21 protein-coding genes are annotated in these 19,517 nt (G+C 54.4%); 4 read left to right on the top strand and 17 right to left on the bottom strand.

Going from position 1 to position 19,517, the window contains the following annotated elements:
• Positions 1–48: 48 nt before the first annotated feature.
• The 8 genes from EH164_RS09285 to flhD form a co-directional block, all read right to left on the bottom strand.
• Positions 49–522, bottom strand: coding sequence for a spore coat U domain-containing protein (locus EH164_RS09285; RefSeq protein WP_050019360.1), 474 nt, complete (start codon positions 520–522; stop codon positions 49–51).
• A gap of 91 nt (positions 523–613) precedes the next feature.
• On the bottom strand, positions 614–1,183 hold the full coding sequence (locus EH164_RS09280; protein ID WP_094420761.1) for a spore coat protein U domain-containing protein: 570 nt from the start codon (positions 1,181–1,183) through the stop codon (positions 614–616).
• Positions 1,184–1,571: 388 nt separating this feature from the next.
• Complete coding sequence (gene cheW, locus EH164_RS09275) at positions 1,572–2,075, bottom strand: chemotaxis protein CheW (protein WP_023480148.1); 504 nt, start codon at positions 2,073–2,075, stop codon at positions 1,572–1,574.
• Between the two features lie 22 nt (positions 2,076–2,097).
• A complete protein-coding gene (cheA, locus tag EH164_RS09270; protein WP_241175044.1) occupies positions 2,098–4,134 on the bottom strand; it encodes a chemotaxis protein CheA in 2,037 nt (678 codons plus the stop codon).
• 10 nt (positions 4,135–4,144) lie between these two features.
• A complete protein-coding gene (gene motB / locus EH164_RS09265) occupies positions 4,145–5,104 on the bottom strand; it encodes a flagellar motor protein MotB (RefSeq protein WP_023480067.1) in 960 nt (319 codons plus the stop codon).
• A complete protein-coding gene (motA, locus tag EH164_RS09260) occupies positions 5,101–5,988 on the bottom strand; it encodes a flagellar motor stator protein MotA (RefSeq protein ID WP_034813190.1) in 888 nt (295 codons plus the stop codon). The genes motB and motA overlap by 4 nt, the downstream gene beginning before the upstream one ends.
• A 127-nt stretch (positions 5,989–6,115) precedes the next feature.
• Entirely contained in the window at positions 6,116–6,694 is a 579-nt protein-coding gene (gene flhC, locus EH164_RS09255; protein WP_023480091.1) for a flagellar transcriptional regulator FlhC, read from the bottom strand.
• A 2-nt stretch (positions 6,695–6,696) separates the two neighbouring features.
• Positions 6,697–7,047, bottom strand: coding sequence for a flagellar transcriptional regulator FlhD (gene flhD / locus EH164_RS09250; RefSeq protein WP_023480187.1), 351 nt, complete (start codon positions 7,045–7,047; stop codon positions 6,697–6,699).
• Between the two features lie 778 nt (positions 7,048–7,825).
• Between flhD and uspC the strand changes: the two genes are divergently transcribed.
• A complete protein-coding gene (uspC, locus tag EH164_RS09245) occupies positions 7,826–8,251 on the top strand; it encodes a universal stress protein UspC (RefSeq protein ID WP_124968029.1) in 426 nt (141 codons plus the stop codon).
• Positions 8,252–8,293: 42 nt separating this feature from the next.
• Here uspC and otsA read toward each other — a convergent pair whose 3' ends face one another.
• From otsA to azuC, 8 genes are all read right to left on the bottom strand, one after another.
• On the bottom strand, positions 8,294–9,718 hold the full coding sequence (gene otsA, locus EH164_RS09240) for an alpha,alpha-trehalose-phosphate synthase (RefSeq protein WP_124968028.1): 1,425 nt from the start codon (positions 9,716–9,718) through the stop codon (positions 8,294–8,296).
• Positions 9,693–10,499 (bottom strand): trehalose-phosphatase, encoded by an 807-nt coding sequence (gene otsB, locus EH164_RS09235; RefSeq protein WP_124968027.1) that lies wholly within the window; start codon positions 10,497–10,499, stop codon positions 9,693–9,695. The genes otsA and otsB overlap by 26 nt, the downstream gene beginning before the upstream one ends.
• Before the next feature lie 185 nt (positions 10,500–10,684).
• Complete coding sequence (gene araH, locus EH164_RS09230) at positions 10,685–11,668, bottom strand: L-arabinose ABC transporter permease AraH (RefSeq protein ID WP_023480059.1); 984 nt, start codon at positions 11,666–11,668, stop codon at positions 10,685–10,687.
• A 14-nt stretch (positions 11,669–11,682) separates the two neighbouring features.
• Entirely contained in the window at positions 11,683–13,197 is a 1,515-nt protein-coding gene (araG, locus tag EH164_RS09225) for an L-arabinose ABC transporter ATP-binding protein AraG (RefSeq protein ID WP_124968026.1), read from the bottom strand.
• A gap of 70 nt (positions 13,198–13,267) precedes the next feature.
• Positions 13,268–14,248 carry an arabinose ABC transporter substrate-binding protein gene (locus EH164_RS09220; protein ID WP_023480146.1) on the bottom strand — a complete coding sequence of 327 codons (981 nt, stop codon included), beginning with the start codon at positions 14,246–14,248 and terminating at the stop codon, positions 13,268–13,270.
• 318 nt (positions 14,249–14,566) lie between these two features.
• Positions 14,567–15,124 (bottom strand): DJ-1 family glyoxalase III, encoded by a 558-nt coding sequence (locus tag EH164_RS09215; RefSeq protein WP_124968025.1) that lies wholly within the window; start codon positions 15,122–15,124, stop codon positions 14,567–14,569.
• A 117-nt stretch (positions 15,125–15,241) separates the two neighbouring features.
• Complete coding sequence (locus EH164_RS09210) at positions 15,242–15,493, bottom strand: DUF2766 family protein (protein ID WP_023480161.1); 252 nt, start codon at positions 15,491–15,493, stop codon at positions 15,242–15,244.
• Between the two features lie 117 nt (positions 15,494–15,610).
• Positions 15,611–15,694 carry a stress response protein AzuC gene (gene azuC, locus EH164_RS09205; RefSeq protein ID WP_017458329.1) on the bottom strand — a complete coding sequence of 28 codons (84 nt, stop codon included), beginning with the start codon at positions 15,692–15,694 and terminating at the stop codon, positions 15,611–15,613.
• Between the two features lie 215 nt (positions 15,695–15,909).
• On the opposite strand from azuC, the gene EH164_RS09200 reads away from it, so the two are divergent.
• Complete coding sequence (locus tag EH164_RS09200) at positions 15,910–17,331, top strand: MFS transporter (RefSeq protein WP_124968024.1); 1,422 nt, start codon at positions 15,910–15,912, stop codon at positions 17,329–17,331.
• A gap of 228 nt (positions 17,332–17,559) precedes the next feature.
• On the opposite strand, the gene EH164_RS09195 is transcribed toward EH164_RS09200, so the two are convergent.
• On the bottom strand, positions 17,560–18,198 hold the full coding sequence (locus tag EH164_RS09195) for an RpiB/LacA/LacB family sugar-phosphate isomerase (protein ID WP_042714919.1): 639 nt from the start codon (positions 18,196–18,198) through the stop codon (positions 17,560–17,562).
• Positions 18,199–18,437: 239 nt separating this feature from the next.
• Between EH164_RS09195 and yecR the strand changes: the two genes are divergently transcribed.
• A complete protein-coding gene (gene yecR / locus EH164_RS09190) occupies positions 18,438–18,770 on the top strand; it encodes a YecR family lipoprotein (protein WP_023480136.1) in 333 nt (110 codons plus the stop codon).
• 209 nt (positions 18,771–18,979) lie between these two features.
• Positions 18,980–19,477 carry a non-heme ferritin gene (gene ftnA / locus EH164_RS09185; RefSeq protein ID WP_124968023.1) on the top strand — a complete coding sequence of 166 codons (498 nt, stop codon included), beginning with the start codon at positions 18,980–18,982 and terminating at the stop codon, positions 19,475–19,477.
• The last annotated feature ends 40 nt before the right edge of the window (positions 19,478–19,517 follow it).

Raw genomic sequence — 19,517 nt, 5'->3', positions numbered from 1 at the left:
CATCCTGCCGCGCGGCGGCCCAGGTTGACATTCATTCCCTCTCCCTTATCACCATGACAATGTCACGGTGAGTTGATCGCTGTAGGTTCCCGCCGGACTGAAGCCGGTGAGCTGCGCTGCGCCAAAGATGGCGAGCGAAATGTTATTGCTATCGGTGATGGTGACCGGAACCGGCTGGTTGACGCCGATTTCCGTATTAGGTGCCAGCGTGCTGCTGGTGTAGAGGCGGTACGGCACCCGCTCTACGCCGCCGCTGCGCTGCATATTGCGCACCGTCGAATAGTAGTTGCCGCCGCTGATACTCATACTGAGCGCCACGCCGGGCGTGCAGCCCAGTGAGAGGGAGGCATTAGGAACAAAGGCGCTGGTCACCTGCCCTTTTTCAACGCCCGAGCGGGTGCCAAAATTGAGCGTGCCGAGCGCCGCGCCGCTGCCGGTGACGACGGCGCAACCTGGCGTAATCGTTGCGCCGACGGTAAAAGTCTGTGTGGTGACGGCCAGCGCAGCCGGTTGCGCTAGCATGGTCAGCACCACTCCTCCTGATAATGCGCGCAGCACTGCCCGGCCACCCTGGCGGGCGGCTCGCACGCTCTCCCTTTTCATTGGCGGAGGACTAGTACGTGACGCTCACGTTGATCACGTCGGTGTAGGTACCCGGCACCACGGTGACGCTGTTGCCGCCGCCGGTAATACGGCCGTAAAGGGTGTAGTTATCAACACCGCCGGACGTAGAGGCACGAGGAATATTGGTGTTGTTGGCGATAACGTTACTAAAGCCGCTATCACTGTAGAGACTGTATGCCACGCCGCGGGTGGTATCGGCGGTATTCACCAGATAACGGGCCGGTGTACCCGGTGTACCGACGACGTTACCCGGCGCGGTGGAGTTAGTATTGCCGGTGACCTGCACGGTGTAGTCGGTAGTGGTGCACTGCACCGTGAAGCTGTTGCCGCCGTTGGCGCCGGTCAGCTGTGTGGTGAGCTGGGAGAAGGTTGCCGGGTGGGTACCAAAATCGAGGGTACCGAAGTTGATACCGTTCTGGCTCGGCGAGCCGTTAATCAGACACCCATTCGTGAGGGTCAATGTTGCGCCAATCGTCCCGCTACTGGTGACCGCCCAGGCACTTTGTCCGGCCACCATTAACGCGCCGCCAGCCAGTACATAAAGAAGTTTTCTGTTCATGTGTCATCTCCAGCGATCCCGCGCGCGCCACATTGCCCAATCAATGAGGCGGCCGGAAAAGAGTCAATAAAATCAGTCGTAAAAAGCGGTTTAACTGAAATTTAGATGAGGCGCTGAAAACCAACCACTTTATCCGGGCGATAAAATGTAACGGACAGGTAAGCATTTTTAATGAATTGCATCAGAGGGTTAATGGCAAAAACGGGGTGAAAGCGCTGGAAATGTAACAAATATATGTCTGAATTTGTGATAAGTATCACCATATATGATATCACCGCAAAATCATGCAGTTAGAAAGGTTAAATAGTCACTTAAGGGTAACTGAAGTGGAGCGTGGAGAGCGCAGAGGAAGAAACGGGCGGGTGAAAGGCTTCACCCGCCGGGTGCGTTACGCGACGTGGGTTGCCGCGATGTCCAGCAGCGCCATCTCGTCGCTGTTGAGCAGTTTTTCGATGTTTACCAGGATCAGCATACGGTCGCCGAGCGCGCCGAGGCCGGTCAGGTATTCGGTCGACAGGGTCACGGCGAATTCCGGTGCCGGACGGATCTGATCCGAGGCGAGGGACAGCACATCAGAAACGCCGTCAACCACGATACCGACCACACGCTGACCAAGATTCAGCACGATCACGACGGTGTTTTCGTTATATTCCACTTCGCCCTGGCTGAACTTCACGCGCAGGTCGACGATGGGCACGATCACGCCGCGCAGGTTGGTGACGCCCTTGATGAAATCAGGGGTGTTGGCGATGCGGGTAACCTGATCATAGCCACGAATCTCCTGCACTTTGAGAATATCGATGCCGTACTCTTCATCGCCCAAAGTGAAGACCAGGAACTCCTGACCTGATGGCTCGCCCGCCAGTTTTGCTACATTACTCATACCGGTCATGTTTTATACCTTCTTAACTAAATCAGGCGGCTGTGTGCGCCATACGATGTTCACGATTCAATCCCTGCAGCGCTGAGACGTCCACAATCAGCGCGACGCTACCATCACCAAGGATGGTGGCGGCAGAAATCCCCGGCACTTTGCGATAGTTGCTCTCCAGGTTTTTCACCACCACCTGGTGCTGACCAATCAGCTGATCGACCAGCAGCGCATAGCGACGACCTGCGCTCTGCAGAATGACAACAATTCCCTGCGTGGCTTCGGTTTTTGCCCCGGCCACGTCAAACACTTTCCACAACTCAACCAGCGGCAGGTATTCGCCACGTACTTCCAGTACGCGCTCGCCGCCCGCCAGCGGATGCAGATCTTCTTCGCGCGGCTGCAACGACTCCATGACGGCGTTGAGCGGCAGGATAAAGACTTCGTTATTCACTTTCACTGACATGCCGTCGAGGATCGCCAGCGTTAGCGGCAGCAGGATACGGATAGTAGTACCGGTGCCCTGCTTCGATTTGATCTCAACGTGGCCGCCCATCTCCTGGATGTTACGTTTCACCACGTCCATGCCCACGCCGCGGCCAGAGACGTCTGTCACCTGCTCGGCGGTAGAGAAGCCCGGAGCAAAGATCAGCATGCCAACTTCTTCATCGGTCATGCTTTCGCTCACGGCCATGCCCTGAGAAAGCGCTTTGGCAAGGATACGGTCGCGGTTAAGGCCGGCACCATCATCGGTCACTTCGATGCAGATGTTGCCGCCCTGATGCTCTGCGGAGAGGATCAGGTTACCAATCGGCGATTTGCCCGCTTCAACGCGTTTTTCCGGCGTTTCGATACCGTGGTCGAGGCTGTTACGCACCAGGTGCGTTAACGGATCGATAATACGTTCGATCAGGCTCTTATCGAGTTCGGTCGAGCTACCCTGCAGGGTCAGTTCTACCTGTTTATCCAGCTTGGTCGCCAGGTCGCGTACCAGACGCGGGAAGCGGCTGAAGACATACTCCATCGGCATCATACGAATCGACATTACCGACTCTTGCAGATCGCGGGCGTTACGCTGCAGCTGGCTCATGCTGGTGATCAGATCGCCATGGGTCACCGGATCCAGCTCGTTGGAGCGCTGGGCCAGCATTGACTGAGTGATCACCAGTTCGCCGACCAGGTTAATCAGCTGGTCAACCTTCTCTACCGCTACGCGGATGCTGGTGGACTCACTGGCTGCGCGCGCCGGTTTTTCACGACCAGCAGGCTGCGGCTCTTTGGCGACGGCTTTCAGCGCCGGTGCGGCAGCTGCCTGAACGGCAGGAACAGCGGCTTCGGCCTCTTCTTCTGGCGCAGCAGCTTCGGCAACCGCGTCAACGGCGGCTGGCGCAGCGGCTTTCTCAAAGGCGATCTGATCCGCTTCGATGACAAAGCAGAGCACCGCAATAATGTCATCTTCACCGAGACCGCCATCGATGGTGGCGCTCAGGCTATTACTGCCTTTGACCACATCGCTCAGCGTACCGAGGTTACCCAACTCCTCTTCCAGCAGGGCAACTTCGCTCTCCTTCAGGCGCGAAAGCACGACGCGCAATTTGCCGTCGTTCGCCGCAGCCGGGGCAGCGTCGACAGCCTGCGCGGTGCTTTCAACAACAGAGAGCTTCGCACTGCCGGCAGCCGGAGCGGCTTCGCCTTTCGCTTCCAGCGCCAGCTGGCGCAGAGCGTTGCAGATATATTCGAAGCTGGCAGCATCCGGCTCTTGCGAGCTTTTATAGGCGTCGAGCTGTTCTTGCATAATATCTTTGGTTTCCAAAAACAGGTTGATAATGTCGGTGTTAAGCTGCATTTCGCCACGCCGTGCCTCATCCAGCAGGTTCTCCATCAGGTGCGTGGTTTCCTGCAGAATGGTAAAGCCAAACGTTCCCGCACCACCTTTAATAGAGTGAGCGGCGCGGAAGATGGCGTTGAGCTGTTCTGAATCAGGTGCTTCCGGCACCAGGTCCAATAAATGTTGTTCCATATCGGCCAACAGTTCGTCGGCCTCATCAAAGAATGTCTGGTAAAAATCACTAATATCCATGCTCACGCTATCACCTCGGATTGGCTTGTGGCGATGTGGGAACTGCTACCGGAGACGCAGGTGCTGGCGCGGGGGCTGCCGGCTCTGCGGGCTCAGGCTGTGTAATGGCGCTTATTGGCGCACTTTGACTCTCGGCGTTCTCATGCAGAATAGCCGCTTCTGCCTGTTTGTTGAGCACCAAAAGACTTATTCGGCGGTTGATGGCTTCATCAGGTCCGCGGTTGACCAAGCGCATGGTGGCGGCCATGCCGACAACACGCATTACCTTGCCATCATCCAGCCCACCGGCAACCAACTCGCGGCGCGATGAGTTTGCACGATCGGCTGAGAGCTCCCAGTTGCTGTACCCTTTGTCGCCGTTGGCGTACGGGGCATCATCGGTATGACCGGAAAGACTCACTTTATTCGGGATGCCGTTAAGCACCGGGGCAATCGCCCGTAAAATATCGCGCATGTAAGGCTCGACTTCGGCGCTGCCGGTTTTAAACATCGGCCGGTTCTGGCTGTCGATAATCTGAATGCGCAGCCCTTCCTGTACCAGATCGATCTTCAGATGCGGGCGCAGTGCGCGCAGTTTCGGATCCGCTTCGATCAGCTGGTCCAGATCGCCGCGCAGTTTGCTCAGGCGCGACTGCTCCATGCGGCGTTTCAAATCATCAATATTCGGCTGTTTTTGCACTTCGCCTTGTTGCTGTGTGTAGTCATCGCCACCGCCCGGAATGGGGCTGTCGCTATTGGAAATACGCGGCCCACCGGTGACCGCTGTTGCCAGCGGCGTGCGGAAATACTCCGCAATCTGAATCAACTCTTTCGGGCTGGAGATGGAGATCAGCCACATGACCAGGAAGAACGCCATCATCGCCGTCATAAAGTCGGCATAGGCGATTTTCCACGAGCCATGACCGCCGCCACCATGGCCTTTATGTTTTTTTCGTTTAACTACGACGATAGGATGGGCCTGATTTTTCATGCGTCCTCGGTTGTCGTCTGTTGGTTAGGGTTGCGGACAGCACGTACGTGCTCATCCAGCTCGACAAACGATGGACGCTCGCTTGAGTAAAGCGTTTTACGACCAAACTCGACCGCGATCGGCGGTGCATAACCGTTCAGGTTCGACAGCAGCGTGATCTTCACGCACTGCATCATCTTGGCGGTTTCCGCACTTTTCTGGCGCAGCACGCTTGCCAGCGGCGAGATAAAACCGTACGCCAGCAGGATGCCGAGGAACGTCCCCACCATCGCGTGGGCAATCAGTGCGCCCAGCTCTGCCGCCGGACGATCCGCCGAAGCGAGTGCGTGAACCACGCCCATTACCGCCGCAACGATACCGAATGCCGGAAGCGAATCGCCGATCGCCGCAAGGGCGTTGGCAGGCACTTCAGCCTCGCTCTCGTGGGTCTCGATCTCTTCATCCATCAGCGCTTCGATCTCGAAGGTGTTCATGTTGCCGCTGATGATGAGACGCAGATAATCGACAATAAACTCCAGCATGGTGGCATCAGCCAGAATGCGCGGGTAGCTGGCGAAAATCTCGCTCTCTTTCGGGTTCTCAATATCTCTTTCGAGGGAGAACATCCCCTGCTGACGTGATTTCGCCATCAGGCGATAGAGCAGCGCCAGCAGGTCCATATACATACTTTTGGTGTACTTAGAGCGGCGAAACAGCAGCGGCAACGCTTTCATTGTGCCTTTGATGGCTTTGCCGTTGTTGCCCACAATGAATGCACCCACACCCGCCCCGCCGATAATAATCAGTTCAGAGGGTTGATACAGTGCCCCAAGGTGACCGCCGGTCATCATATAACCGCCTAACACTGCACCAACTACTATCAGGTAACCTATTACGATAAGCACGACATCATCCTTCTGCTAATGACTAAGGCTTAAGAGAAACATTTCGCAGGGTTTTCACGAACGGCGGGCAAAAAAAAGCAGCGGCATTAAAGCACCGCTGCTGGAGTTTTGATTCCACCTTATTCGGTTAAACAGCCTGATCGATCTGTTCTTCCAGCAGTTGTGGAATAATATCGGCAGCTTCCGGCGAAAGTTTACGTCTTTTTACCGCGCGGGACGGCGGCTGGCATAAACTGCAGGCAAAGCTACCAACAGGCTGATGAGCATGGGTAACAAAGTTACCGTTGCAGCAGTTACAGCGCGACAACTCCAGCATTCCGCTTTCCATGAAACGGACCAGCGTCCAGGCGCGAGTCAGCGCCAGCAGCGGGCCTTCATCAGAATGAGGGCACTGTTCGAGGTAGAGTCGGTAAGCTTTAATGACTGCGTCAACGCCGCTGCACAGACCGGTTTTTAACAAAAACTGCCAGGCGTTGCAGAACATCGACGCATGGATGTTTTGTTCCCAGGTCATAAACCAGTCGGTGGAGAATGGCAGCATGCCTTTTGGCGGCGGGCTACCACGCAACTCTTTATAGAGTTTGATAAGACGACCGCGGCTAAGCTGCGTCTCACTCTCCAGCATCTGTAAACGCGCACCCAGCGTAATCAGTTCCATTGCTAACTGAATGTCGCGTGCTTCCTGAACAATGCTTTTCTCACTCATAGTTAAGCCCTTTTCTTCCTGGCCGCGTCGCCGTTTTTAGATGATTCGTTGAGCAGGCGGGTTGAAAGCAAAATACCGGTATGGACTTGCTGCAAGTCATCCACACGCGATTCCTGGGTCAGACGAGTGATTGTCTGATGATTGTCAAAACGGAACTGACAAATAAGCTGATTGGTTTCAGCCAATTTCACCATTTGCGGCAGGGTTAATTCACCCAGCGTGTTTGCCATCTCTTCATTAATCCCTAAACGGAACATGGCGGAGGCTTTGTCCTGGCTAATCAGACGCTGAGCAAGGAGTAAATATGACAGATTGATATCGTAAACGTGTTTCAGCAACTCGGATGTATGCATTTTTCCCATCCAGAATAACCAACTTGAATCTTATGCGGCTAAGCCGCACCCCGTGATGTCGCCGGGAAAAAACCCGGTATAAAAAAGAAAGGCTAAATGCATAACTGACTCAGGATCTCGCGAGCAAGGCGCTTCGTTGAGATGTTAATGCCTTGCTGCTCTCTTAATCATTTCTTACAAAGAACTAAGATTTTTCCTAATTCGACGCAACTGTACTCGTAGGTGCTGAGACATACAATCTGAACAGAGCGGGAATTTGAAATTTTTGTGATCCACGTCACATAATTTACGTGATTATTGATCAGAAATCTATCAGTCTCGCTTGTGATTTGATGTTTTATTGCTCGATTGAACCCTTTTTTATTCCACTAGTACGAATACTAATGCAGTACCAATCGCAAAAAACCGCTACTGGTCAGAGGTATGACATGCTAGAAAGCCTCGATTCAGCAAAACGTATCTATTGCAGACACATAAATAAATATACTTACAAAACAATAAGTTAAGATTTTAGTGCTGCTAATTAGTTGACTTAAGTTACCATATCGATTTCGTTAATGAGCCTGATGAACTGCGAAGGAATTTAGCGATATATTCTTTAAATTTCAGTTAGGTATTCAATTTTCGTTAACTTGCTTATTATATGTACGCTCTGTTACGTAAGAATAATTAATGAATATTTATGATTACCTTCACAGAGTGGCAATGTTCGTGGCTTGCGCTGGAGCCTGAAACAGAGTAATGGTGAGAAAAACTGGAATACCTCGTGGAGAACGCAATGGCCTACGCGCATCTTCTGGTTGCGGTGGCGATGACCTCGGAAAGTCGTCAGCTACTCGCCAAAGCGATTGATATTGCTCGCCCTTCTCACGCCCGCATCACATTAATTACCCTTGCCGCCGACCCCGAACTCTACAATCAGCTTGCTGCGCCGATGATGGAGAGTGTCCGAACCCTCTTACAGGAAGAATTGCAACAGTTTCTTAACGAATTGGTAACCAGTACAACTTATCCGATTGAGCAGACGCTGATCGCCACGGGCGAATTGTGTGAGCATATCGCGCATGTCTGCCGCACCAGGGGGGTCGATCTGGTGATATGCGGCAACCATAACCAGACCTTTTTCTCGCGGGCGGCCTGTTCGGCGAAGAGTATTGTGAAGAACAGCGAGGTAGATGTGCTGCTGGTGTCGCTGGAGGGATAAAAAAAACGCTCCCGTTTTCGCGGGAGCGTTCTGTTTTACGGCTTAAGCCAGTTTCGGGAAGGTCGCCACTTTGTTTTGTAGCTCGCTCTGCGCGCTACGTGGCGTGATTTGCTTTAGGTCGCTGATAAACCTCTGCTGCCAGTGGTCGATATCATTCTCCTGAATAATCTTCAGCATCTCCGCATGGCGCGAAATACGCTCTGCCAGCGGCATGCGCAGCGCACGGTCGAGTGCCGCAGCCACATCGTCCCGATCGTAAGGGTTAACCAGCAATGCGGAGGTCAGCTCGTTCGCCGCACCGGCAAACTGCGACAGCACCAGCACACCCGGGTTTTCCGGATCCTGCGCCGCCACATACTCTTTCGCTACCAGGTTCATCCCGTCACGCAGTGGCGTTACCAGACCCACTTCGGCGTAACGGAAGACCTTCATCAGCACTTTGCGATCGAAATGCTGGTTGAGGTAGTAGAGCGGCGTCCAGCCAAGCTGGCCATATTTACCGTTAATGCGCCCCGCTTCCGTCTCCAACTGGTGACGGATATCCTGATAAGCCTGCACTTCACCGCGCGAGGTCGGCGCAATCTGCGTATAGCGGATTTTGCCGTGGTGCTCGGGGAATTTCTCCAGCAGCGTCTCATAAGCGAGGAAACGCTCCGGTAAACCTTTGGAGTAGTCCAGACGCTCAACGGAGAAGATGTTCTTCACATTCTTCAGCTCGGCTTTCAGCTGCGCCAGCTTAGGCGGCAGCGGACCGGATGCCTGCTGAGCAATCTCATTCGGCTCAATACCGATCGGGTAGACTTCGGTACGGAAATTTCTGCCCCACGCCATATGCTCTTTACTGTTACGCGTGCTGAGACGCGTCTGCATCGACACGCTGTCGAGGAACGCGGTGCGATCGCTTTCGGTCTGGAAGCCGAGCAGATCGTAATCGCACAGTTGCTCCAGCAGCTCCGCATGCGGCGGCAGGGCGTTGAAGATCTCCGGCGTCGGGAAAGGAATATGCAGGAAGAAGCCAATCTGGTTTTTCACGCCGCGTTTACGCAGCTCGTTGGCAAACGGCAGCAGGTGATAGTCGTGGATCCAGAGAATGTCATCCTCTTTCAGCAGCGGCACCAGCTTATCGGCCAGTAAGGCGTTCACTTCCTGATAGCCATCCCACGCTTCGCGCTGGAATTTCACCAGGTCGAGACGGTAGTGGAAAGCGGGCCACAGCACGGCGTTAGAAAACTGATTGTAATACTGCTCGTGATGCTCTTCGCTGAGGTTGAAGGAGACCCAGGTAATGTTCCCTTTGCTCACCTCTTTCAACGGTTGATCTTCATCGCCGATTTCGCCGCTCCAGCCAAACCAGACGCCGCCTGCGGCTTTCAGTGCGCCCAAAATACCGACTGCCAGTCCGCCAGCACTGGCTTTTTTATCATCAGGCGGTGCAATTCGATTAGATACTACGACTAAGCGACTCATAGCCATCTCTCCTGTTTGTTAGCGCCTTTTCTTCTTGTTCTTGATACTCGGACATACGTTCCAACCAGTGATGAACATCCCGGACGTCGTTCAGCCGCCACTGTGCGTGGGTTTCGCCTGAACCGACTTTAATCGAGATACCGCCCAGTTTATTGACGGTTTCAAAACCATGTTCATCAGTAAGATCGTCACCAAGAAACACCGGTTTCCTGCCGGTGAAGGGCGGCGTGCGCAGAAAGGCTTCAATGGCCGCGCCCTTATGAATGTCGGACGGTTTTAGTTCAACCACACATTTGCCTGGCTGCATGGCCAGTTGCGGGAAGGTATCAACCATCTGTTGGGCCAGGGCAAAAACCGCATCTTCATACTGCGGTGCCTGGCGATAGTGCAGTGCGAATGCCATCCCTTTGGTTTCCAGCACGACGCCGTCAAGCGACGCCAGCCCTTGCCGAAGCGCCTGCTCCAGCGGAATAAGAACCTCTTTCGGTAATGTCACCCGTTCCGTTTGACCTGAGATATCGCGACGCTCTGCCCCGTGAACACCGGCCAGCGGGAAACGATACGGTTTAACGAGCTCATCAAGCTCGCTAATGGAGCGCCCTGAAATTAACGCCAGCGCGCCGTTATTCATCTCTGCAAGCAATGAAAGTCTGGTCAGCACCTGTTCCGGAATGAAAACTTCATCCGGGCGCGGTTTAATATCAGCGAGGGTGCCATCCAAATCGAAAAAAAAGGCAAAATCACCGGAAAAGAGAGGCGGTTTTGATAACGCGTCGTCCACCCTTGTTTCCTCCTTACATTCATCATGTGAGCCGATATTTTGCTGCGGCCCATTATCATTAGCTATGTAAGTATAGACAGTGTGACGCCGCTCGCCATTTTAACAATGAAAGACCAGCCGCATTCGCGGCTGGCTAAAGGGGGAATTACACTGAAAGGTTGTGTCGATAATTTAAGCAGTTAGCGTTATACCGTGCGCTTCGCTTTCTGCTTGTAACGGTCGAAGATCACTGCTGCCAGTAGGATCAGACCGCGTACGACGTACTGCGAGAAGGGAGAGATATTGAGCAGGTTCATGGCGTTCTCAACGGTGCCAAGAATCAGAATACCTGCCACTACATACGAGATTTTTCCTATGCCGCCCTTGAGCGAAACCCCACCCAATACGCAGGCAGAGATGACAATCAGCTCATAACCGATGGAGGTCATCGGCTGTCCGCTGGTCATGCGCGAAGCGAGAATAATCCCTGCCGCAGCCGACACCAGCCCGGAAAGCACAAAGATGATGATTTTGGTACGCACCACCGGCACACCCGCCAGCCGCGCGGCCTCTTCATTACCGCCAATCGCCAGCGTATTGCGGCCAAAGGTGGTGCGATTAAGCAGGAAGCCGAAGATAATCAGGCAGCCAACCGTCAGCCAGATTGGCGCAGGCAAGCCCAGCCAGTTAGCGTAGCCAAGCTCGAAGAAGCGCTCATCTTCGATGCCGACCGCTTTACCATCAGAGATGATATAAGCCAGCCCGCGCACAATCTGCATAGTCGCAAGGGTTGTGATCAGGGCGTTGATCTTTAAGCGGGCAATAACGAAGCCGTTAATAAAGCCGCTGACCACACCGAGCAGCAAACCGGCGGCGACGCCAATCCACAAGCTTTCGCTAAGGTTAATCACCACCGCCGTGGTCACACCGGCGCAGGCAATCACCGAGGCGACTGAGAGATCGAAATCGCCGGAGGCGAGGCAAAAAAGCATGCCGCAGGCGACCATTCCGGACATCGAGATCGCCAGCCCCAGCCCCTTCATATTGACGAAGGAGGCGAAGTTTGGCACAAACACCGCGCAGCCGATAAACAGCACCGCGAAGACCACCAGCATGCCAAACTGATCCCAGATGCGCCCGACGCTAAAGGGCGACTTTTTCGGCGCGCGGGCCGTTGTTAAAGATGACATCGTTTTCTCCTCACTCAGGCGACCGCCTGGCTCACTTTTGGCATAGCCAGGCTCAACACCTGCTGTTCATCACCCTGACCGTGTAACACCTCACCGGCAATCTCCCCTTCGCGCATCACCACGATGCGGTCGGCAACGCCGAGCACTTCGGGTAAGTCACTTGAAGCAAAGAGCACCGCGACGCCACGCGCGGCCAGCGCGTATATCACGTTGTAGATCTCATGCTTGGCACCCACGTCGATACCGCGCGTCGGCTCATCAAGCAGGATCACTTTCATCTCCTCCGACAGCCAGCGACCGAGGATCGCCTTCTGCTGGTTGCCGCCAGAGAGATTCATAATCAGCTGTTCGGCACCGGGGGTTTTGATATTGAGCGCGCGAATATGGTGCGCGGCGTTCTCGCTCTCCCAGCCATCGTTAATCAGGCAGCCTGCGCGAATGTATTTGCGCCGGGCGCTGATATTGATGTTCTCCTGCACCGAGTGCACCGGGATAATCCCTTCGGCTTTACGATCCTCCGGGCAGAGCATCATCCCTGCGCGAATAGCGTGGGCCGGTTTCTGAATGTTGATCGCTTCGCCATCGATAAAGACCTGCCCTTCGGTGATCTTCGTCCCGCCGAACAGCCCTTTCATCAGTTCGCTGCGCCCGGCACCGACCAGACCGAAGAGGCCGACAATTTCGCCGCTGCGCACGCTTAAGCTGATGGGCGTGCGTACGCCCGGGGCTTTCACCTGCTCCAGGCGCAGACGCTCTTCGCCACAGGGGCGCGGCTGCCAGCCGTAGATATCGCCCAGCTCGCGCCCGACCATCGCCTGCACCAGTTGATCGTGGTTGACCTGCTGCATATCGCTGAAGGTGCGCACGTAGCGGCCATCTTTAAAGACGGTAATGGCGTCGCTGAGAGCAAAAATCTCCTCCATACGGTGGGAAACATAGAGGATCACCCTGCCCTCTTTGCGCAGTTCGCGGATGACGCGGAACAGGTTGTCGATTTCACGTGCCGAAAGGGAGCTGGTCGGTTCGTCAAAGGCGATCACTTTGGCGTTGCGCGCCAGTGCTTTGGCAATCTCCACCATCTGCCATTGACCGATAGAGAGATATTTAAGCGGCGTCTGGGGATCGATATCCAGCCCAAGATGCTGTAATTGCAGGCCCGCTTCGTAGTTGAGCAGCGAGCGGTTCACAATGCCACCTTTTTGCGGCAGTTGACCAAGGTAGATATTTTCCGCGACGGTCATCTCCGGCACCAGGTGCAGCTCCTGATAGATGATCGCCACACCGGCATTCAGCGCCGCAGTGGTGTCGCTAAACACCACCTCTTCGCCTTTGATCGCCAGCGTGCCGCCGGTGGGCGCGTAGTTACCGCTGAGGATCTTCAGCAGGGTGGATTTCCCCGCGCCATTTTCGCCCATCAGCGCGTGCACCTGCCCGGCGTAACAGTCAAAAGTGATATCGCTCAGCGCCTTGACGCCGGGAAAGGTTTTGCTGATGCCGCGAAACGAGAGATAGGGAGTGGAGTGTTGCATAACGTCTCCGTGAAGCAGTTGAGGGTACGACAGGCTCCCCGTTTGCACGGGGAGCGCAACCGACAGAGCCTTACAGTCCTTTCTTCGCCAGCTCTTCTTTGAAGTTATCGCGGGTGATCAGCACCACATCGGTCACCGCGGTGAATTTCGGCGGCTCAACGCCTTTGGTCACCCAGTTGTAGAGCAGTTCGCTGGTTTTATAGCCATGCACGTCCGGGCTTGGCAGCAGTGAGCCATAGAAGCCGGTGGCCTGCCCTTTCGACAGCTCGCTCACCGCATCGACACCGTTAATACCGATGCCAATCACATCTGCCGCTTTAAAGCCCTGGCCTTCGGTGGCGCGCACGCCGCCCAGCACGGTGTTATCGTTCATACCGAGCACCAGCCAGTGTTTCACTTCCGGGTGCTGTACCAGCAGGGAGTTACCGGCATCGAATGCGCCGGGGATATCGTTAGATTTGGTCGGCACCTGGTAGATCTGTTTTTCCGGGAAGCCAGCTTTTTTCAGCGCGTCCATCGAGCCGGAGGTACGGCGACGGGCGGTGTCGAGTTCGTTAGCGGTGATTGCCATCACGCCGGTCTCTTTTACATCCCAGCCGCGTTTCTGCATCTCTTTATAGAGCTCCTCGCCCTGACGCGCGCCGATTTCACTGGCCGCCATCATCACCAGCGGAACGGTATCCATCGGCTTGCCTTTGGCATTGACGAACTGGTCATCGACGGCAATCACTTTCATGTCGTAACCGCGTGCTTTCGCCATGATAGCGGAGCCCAGTTTCGGATCCGGCGTACAGATGACAAACCCTTTCGCGCCGCTGGCCGCCAGGCTATCAATGGCGTTCAGCGTTTTTTCGCCATCCGGGACGGCGATTTTAATCACCTCGAAACCTAACTCTTTGCCCGCTTTGTCAGCGAATTTCCACTCAGTCTGGAACCAGGGTTCTTCCGGCTGTTTAACCAGAAACCCGAGCTTCATGGTTTCAGCGATAGCGGATTGTGACATAACGGCAGCCAGGCCGATGGCCGCCAACGCTTTAGTGAATTTGTGCATGGTAAACTCCGGCTTAAACACGCTTTTATGTAGGGAACAGAAATAATTGGTATTGCTAAAAGTTCAAAAAACAAGGCATTAGCGCCCATGCATCAGATGGACATCTGTGCTGGAAATAGTTTTAGCGGGAAATTGATTCTCCATAGGAGAGCGGCATCACACGGCTGAATTACAGTAATTCCGTACATAAATTCAGCGGATTTAGCCATAAAGTCGGCGGCTTTTGTCAGACAAATCGCAAGGGTGAAAGCAGGATAATCCATAACGTCAGCCAGCTTATCCTTGTACCCGGCCACAGGGCGCGGCCGGGCGAAACGATTACCAGCGGTAGTAGATGTGATCGGCGTGATCGCGAACGGGTTTTTCGTCGCCCAGCAGGCGCGCGGCAAGCGTAAAGGCAAAGTCGAAAGCGTGTCCCAGACCTTTGCCGCTGATCAGGTTGCCATCTTCAACGACCGGCGCATCGACATACTCGCCGTCTTGCACTTGTTGATAGAGATCGCCGGAACAGACATACCGACGCCCGTTGAGCAAATTGTTCCCACCCAGCACGCGTGCAGCGGCGGAGCAGATCGGGCAGATCAGTTTCCCTGCCGCATCGTGGGCTTTAACAAATTGCACGACATCGCTGCTGGCCGCGAGGTTGACGCTCCCCTGCGGCCCGCCGGGCAGGACGATGGCATCGAACAGCGTCGCTTGCCGCTCGGACAAGGTGCTGTCTGCCACCAGTGGAATGGCGTGATAGCTGACCACCGCGCGGGTATCCGCGCAGGCCAGCGTCTCTACTTCAATCTCTAAGCGGCGCAAAATATCAATCGTGATAATCGCTTCCGCTTCTTCAAAACCCGGCGCTAACAATACCGCCACTTTTTTCATGACCGACTCCTTGCCGTTGAGGTCAGGTGAAACAGGTGGCGTTATTGTTGATCAAAACAGCGTTTCAAAATCCTTGCTGCGTCACAGACCCGTGGCCGGATGTCGATAATATGCGCGTTAGTGCGCTTCGCCCTGCGGGGTGAACTTCAGTTCAATCAGCGCAATGGCTTTTTGAATCGCCCGGCGCGTCACCGGATCGGCGGCGGCGGGATGGGTTGAGAAGTCGATGGTTTTAAGCTGGTTAGCCATTTTTTCACGCACTTCAACCGGCGCGATCACGTCAATGACATCAAGGATCTGTTTGATGACCAGCTGGCAGGCGACAACGTCAGAGACCAGCTCCTGGTCGGCGGGGGTGTTTTGCGACATGGGAAGCTCCTTATTGAAAGGGCGCCATAGTAGCGGGAAACGGCGGGCAAGAGTAGTTTTGCGCGCGGCCGCGTTGCGCAGAAACAAAAAAACCTGCCGCAGCAGGTTTTTTTATTCTCAGAACATCGCGCCAGGCGGGACGTCTTTGAAGGTCTTGCAATAGGTTTCAAACATATGCTTCAGGATTTTACGCAGTTTCATCTTTCACTCCGGCAAATAGTCAGGCAGGTGTTGAGCCTTAATGGGCGACATAATATGACGCTCGTCACAAAAATCAATCTATCTGAGAGCGAAATCACGTTTCAAAAATTGAAACTGGCGTAGTTTTATAAGCAATCTGATGACAAATCCGACAGTTAGCGCGCTAAAAATATTTTTAGCTTCTTCAATTATTTTTTGTGGATGGCAGACTCTCAATGACCGAAAGTTCCCCTGCGCAAACGCGAGGTGCGGTTTCTCCCGCTGCATTACTGGTCGCGGGCGCCTTCTTTATGGAGTTTATTGATGGCACGGTGATCGCCACCGCGCTGCCGGATATGGCAAAAACCTTTGGCGTCGAAGCGGTGGCGCTCAATATCGGTATCAGCGCCTATCTGATTACGCTTGCTGTACTGATCCCCGCCAGCGGCTGGATCGCCGATCGCTTCGGCGCGCGCACCGTCTTTACGCTGGCGCTGGCAATCTTCACCTTCGCCTCGGTGCTGTGCGGGCTCTCCACCAGCGTCGAGATGTTTGTGGCGATGCGTATTTTGCAGGGGATGGGCGGCGCGCTGATGGTGCCGGTCGGGCGGCTGGCGGTGCTGCGTACTACGCCCAAACATCAGCTGATTACCGCTATCGCTACGCTGACATGGCCGGCGCTGGTGGCCCCGATTATCGGCCCGCCGCTCGGCGGGTTTATTACCCACTACGCGGACTGGCGCTGGATCTTCTTTATTAATGTGCCGCTCGGACTGCTGGGGATGGCGCTGGCGCTGCGCATTATTCCCAACATCCGCGAAGAGGAGCGCCGTCCCTTCGACTTAACCGGCTTTCTCACCACCAGCGTGGCGATGGTGAGCCTGGTGTACGCAATGGAAGCGCTCGGTTCGCAACACCCACAGGGTGGATTGACGCTGGCACTGTTGGCGCTTGGCGCGGTGATGTTTGCCTTTACGCTGCGCCATTTCCGCCGCCACGCGTGGCCAATGATCCGCCTGGACGCGATGCAGGTACCAACTTTTCGCGTCACTATGTATGGCGGTTCGCTGTTTCGCGCCTCGATCAGCGCGGTGCCGTTTCTGCTGCCGCTGCTGTTTCAGGTCGGGTTTGGGATGGATCCTTTCCACGCCGGGCTGCTGGTGCTGGCGGTGTTTGCCGGGAATTTGTCCATTAAACCGGCGACCACGCCGCTTATCCGCTGGCTTGGCTTTCGTAAGCTGCTGTTGCTTAACGGCGCGCTAAATGTGATAGCCCTGCTGGCCTGCGCGTTCCTCACCGCCGATACGCCGGTGTGGCTGATCTTTGCCATCCTCTACCTTGGCGGCGTTTTTCGCTCGGTGCAGTTTACCGGTGTCAGCACGCTGGCATTTGCCGATGTGCCTGGCGCGCAGATGAGTTATGCCAATACGCTGTTTAGCACGGCGACACAGCTGGCGGTGGGGCTTGGTATCACGCTTGGCGCGATTGGTATTCGCCTTGGCGAACATATCAGCGGCTGGTTAGGGATAGGCACAATGGAAGGGATCAGTTTCCGGCTGGCGTTTGTCTTTATTGCGTTGATCTGTCTGGTGGGAATGATTGATACGCTGCGTTTGACGAAGGATGCCGGCAGCGCGGTGTCGCAGAAAAGTCGTTAAACAGAGATGCCGGATGGCGGCTTACGCCTTATCCGGCCTACGGGTACGAACAGAAATTCGCTCCCCGTAGGCCTGATAAGCGCAGCGCCATCAGGCAAAGCAGACACCGATGGCAAGCTGCCTGCCCGTAGGCCTGATAAGCGTAGCGCCATCCGGCAAAGCAGACACCGATGGCAAGCTGCCTACCCGTAGGCCTGATAAGCGCAGCGCCATCAGGCAAGGTGGTTATCAGGCCAGCACTTCACGCACGAAGGCTTCGATCTCTTTATTCTGGCAGTTCTCGAAGAAGCACTGCTGGAAACGCTCGCCGGAAACGGCGGTTTTCACCAGTTCGCGATCGATGGTGCGCAGCGTATCGAGATAGTTCTCTTTCACCACCGCTGCTTTCACCTGGTTCAGGATCCCGGCGTTACGCACCTGCGGCTCTTTACGCTCCGGCGGGTAACCTTCCCCGTTGCGGCCGGTAAAGGCTTTCTCAAAGATAAAACGCACATTCAGCTCTGCGCCCCAGCCAAAGCCCTTAGCAAACGGCAGCGCCAGCGCGTTTCCGTTGTTGATCTGCGCGAACAGGAAGGCATCGGCCGGATCGATACAGTAACCGCAGACCACGCCCGGATGGATGTTTAGCGACATCAGCGCGCCCTGCCCGGTGCCGCAGCCGGTCACCACGAAATCCACCGCTTTAGAGTTGAGCAGAATGCTGGCCATAATACCGAGGTGGATATAGGTCAGATGATGGTCATTTTCGTCGCTCATGCCGACGTTATACACCGGAAAATCTTTCTCATCGGCTACGGTTTTCAGCTCTTTGAGAATGATGGCGTTTTTCGCTGCCTGGCTGTTTTCCATCATCAGTGCAATTTTCATTTTCATCTCCTGTGGACGTGCTTCGGATAGCAAAGGTTACCTAAACCTTACTACCTCACAAACATACTTTCAAATTTAGTGAAAAATGGTTTTAAAAATCAAAAGCCGCCTCACAGTTTTGAGCGGCCCGCTTCTGCCGTCCTGATTAGTAGAGGGTGTTCGGGGGGTTATTCCGTCGATTGCCGCACAAAGGGGGCGATTAAGATGAGAAGATGCAAAAAATGAAGCAGAGCAACGTCATGAAGAGAGTCGTTATTGCCGCCACGCTGTTACTCCTTGCCGGGTGCACCATCACCAAAGAAGCAGAAGTAAGCAGTGTGGACACCACCAGCGGCGTGGTGCGTCTGAGCTTTAATCAGCAGATGATGCAGACCGCGCGTTATGATGAGTATGTCGCCCAGGGCACCGCCAACAAACAGTGCCAGCAGTTGGGTTACGCTACCGCCGTGGCGTTTGGTCAGCCGGTGCAGACCTGTAGTTTGATCAGCGGTTCGGGCTGCATGAACACCAAAATCACTATTCAATATCAGTGTCGCGGTATCGCTATCGACCCCAATCGCGCGGCCTGGTAAATTCTGAAGCCAGCTATTATTGCTGGCTTTTTCTTTTATTAATAATCAAAACAATTCTCATTCATTTAAATATCCCTCCGGCAATGCGTGTTATTCGCATTCTCTTTATTAATCAAACGCTTTATTATTTTACCTTTTGCAAATAATTAAATAACAAATTATAGTGGCGGCACTTTCCCCTGTTATTTTTTTAATTCCGGAGCCGTGCGATGTTAAAAGCAGAGATGATCGAAAAACTTAACGAACAGATGAATCTGGAACTCTTCTCTTCCCTGCTCTATCAACAGATGAGCGCATGGTGCAGCTACCACAGTTTTGAAGGCGCCGCCGCGTTTCTGCGCCGCCACGCGCAGGAAGAGATGACCCATATGCAGCGCCTGTTCGACTACCTGACGGACACTGGCAGCCTGCCGCGCATCGCAAATATTGCTTCACCGGTCGCAGAGTATGCCTCCCTTGATGAACTGTTCCGCGCGACTTACCAACATGAGCAGCATATTACGCAAAAAATTAATGAGCTGGCGCACGTTGCAATGATGTCACAGGATTATCCGACCTTTAATTTCCTGCAGTGGTATGTTGCCGAGCAGCATGAAGAAGAGAAACTCTTTAAATCGGTAATTGATAAATTAACGCTGGCGGGTAAAAGTGGTGAAGGCCTCTACTTTATTGATAAAGAGCTGGCGACCCTCGACGCACAAAATTAATAATAAAGGCGGTTCAGTTAATTCTGTACCGCCTTTTTTC

This window comes from Kosakonia sp. CCTCC M2018092 (genome assembly GCF_003864115.1).
Taxonomy (GTDB): domain Bacteria; phylum Pseudomonadota; class Gammaproteobacteria; order Enterobacterales; family Enterobacteriaceae; genus Kosakonia; species Kosakonia cowanii.
The sequence above is the reverse complement of the archived record's forward strand: the minus strand, read 5'-3'. Positions and strand labels throughout refer to the sequence as shown.

What these genes read in the sequence shown, in the direction of transcription:
- EH164_RS09285 (WP_050019360.1), bottom strand. Translation starts at nt 522, where the DNA reads ATGCTAGCGCAACCGGCTGCGCTGGCCGTCACCACACAGACTTTTACC.
- EH164_RS09280 (WP_094420761.1), bottom strand. Translation starts at nt 1,183, where the DNA reads ATGAACAGAAAACTTCTTTATGTACTGGCTGGCGGCGCGTTAATGGTG.
- cheW (WP_023480148.1), bottom strand. Translation starts at nt 2,075, where the DNA reads ATGACCGGTATGAGTAATGTAGCAAAACTGGCGGGCGAGCCATCAGGT.
- cheA (WP_241175044.1), bottom strand. Translation starts at nt 4,134, where the DNA reads ATGGATATTAGTGATTTTTACCAGACATTCTTTGATGAGGCCGACGAA.
- motB (WP_023480067.1), bottom strand. Translation starts at nt 5,104, where the DNA reads ATGAAAAATCAGGCCCATCCTATCGTCGTAGTTAAACGAAAAAAACAT.
- flhC (WP_023480091.1), bottom strand. Translation starts at nt 6,694, where the DNA reads ATGAGTGAGAAAAGCATTGTTCAGGAAGCACGCGACATTCAGTTAGCA.
- flhD (WP_023480187.1), bottom strand. Translation starts at nt 7,047, where the DNA reads ATGCATACATCCGAGTTGCTGAAACACGTTTACGATATCAATCTGTCA.
- uspC (WP_124968029.1), top strand. Translation starts at nt 7,826, where the DNA reads ATGGCCTACGCGCATCTTCTGGTTGCGGTGGCGATGACCTCGGAAAGT.
- otsA (WP_124968028.1), bottom strand. Translation starts at nt 9,718, where the DNA reads ATGAGTCGCTTAGTCGTAGTATCTAATCGAATTGCACCGCCTGATGAT.
- araH (WP_023480059.1), bottom strand. Translation starts at nt 11,668, where the DNA reads ATGTCATCTTTAACAACGGCCCGCGCGCCGAAAAAGTCGCCCTTTAGC.
- araG (WP_124968026.1), bottom strand. Translation starts at nt 13,197, where the DNA reads ATGCAACACTCCACTCCCTATCTCTCGTTTCGCGGCATCAGCAAAACC.
- EH164_RS09220 (WP_023480146.1), bottom strand. Translation starts at nt 14,248, where the DNA reads ATGCACAAATTCACTAAAGCGTTGGCGGCCATCGGCCTGGCTGCCGTT.
- EH164_RS09215 (WP_124968025.1), bottom strand. Translation starts at nt 15,124, where the DNA reads ATGAAAAAAGTGGCGGTATTGTTAGCGCCGGGTTTTGAAGAAGCGGAA.
- EH164_RS09210 (WP_023480161.1), bottom strand. Translation starts at nt 15,493, where the DNA reads ATGTCGCAAAACACCCCCGCCGACCAGGAGCTGGTCTCTGACGTTGTC.
- azuC (WP_017458329.1), bottom strand. Translation starts at nt 15,694, where the DNA reads ATGAAACTGCGTAAAATCCTGAAGCATATGTTTGAAACCTATTGCAAG.
- EH164_RS09200 (WP_124968024.1), top strand. Translation starts at nt 15,910, where the DNA reads ATGACCGAAAGTTCCCCTGCGCAAACGCGAGGTGCGGTTTCTCCCGCT.
- EH164_RS09195 (WP_042714919.1), bottom strand. Translation starts at nt 18,198, where the DNA reads ATGAAAATTGCACTGATGATGGAAAACAGCCAGGCAGCGAAAAACGCC.
- yecR (WP_023480136.1), top strand. Translation starts at nt 18,438, where the DNA reads ATGAAGAGAGTCGTTATTGCCGCCACGCTGTTACTCCTTGCCGGGTGC.
- ftnA (WP_124968023.1), top strand. Translation starts at nt 18,980, where the DNA reads ATGTTAAAAGCAGAGATGATCGAAAAACTTAACGAACAGATGAATCTG.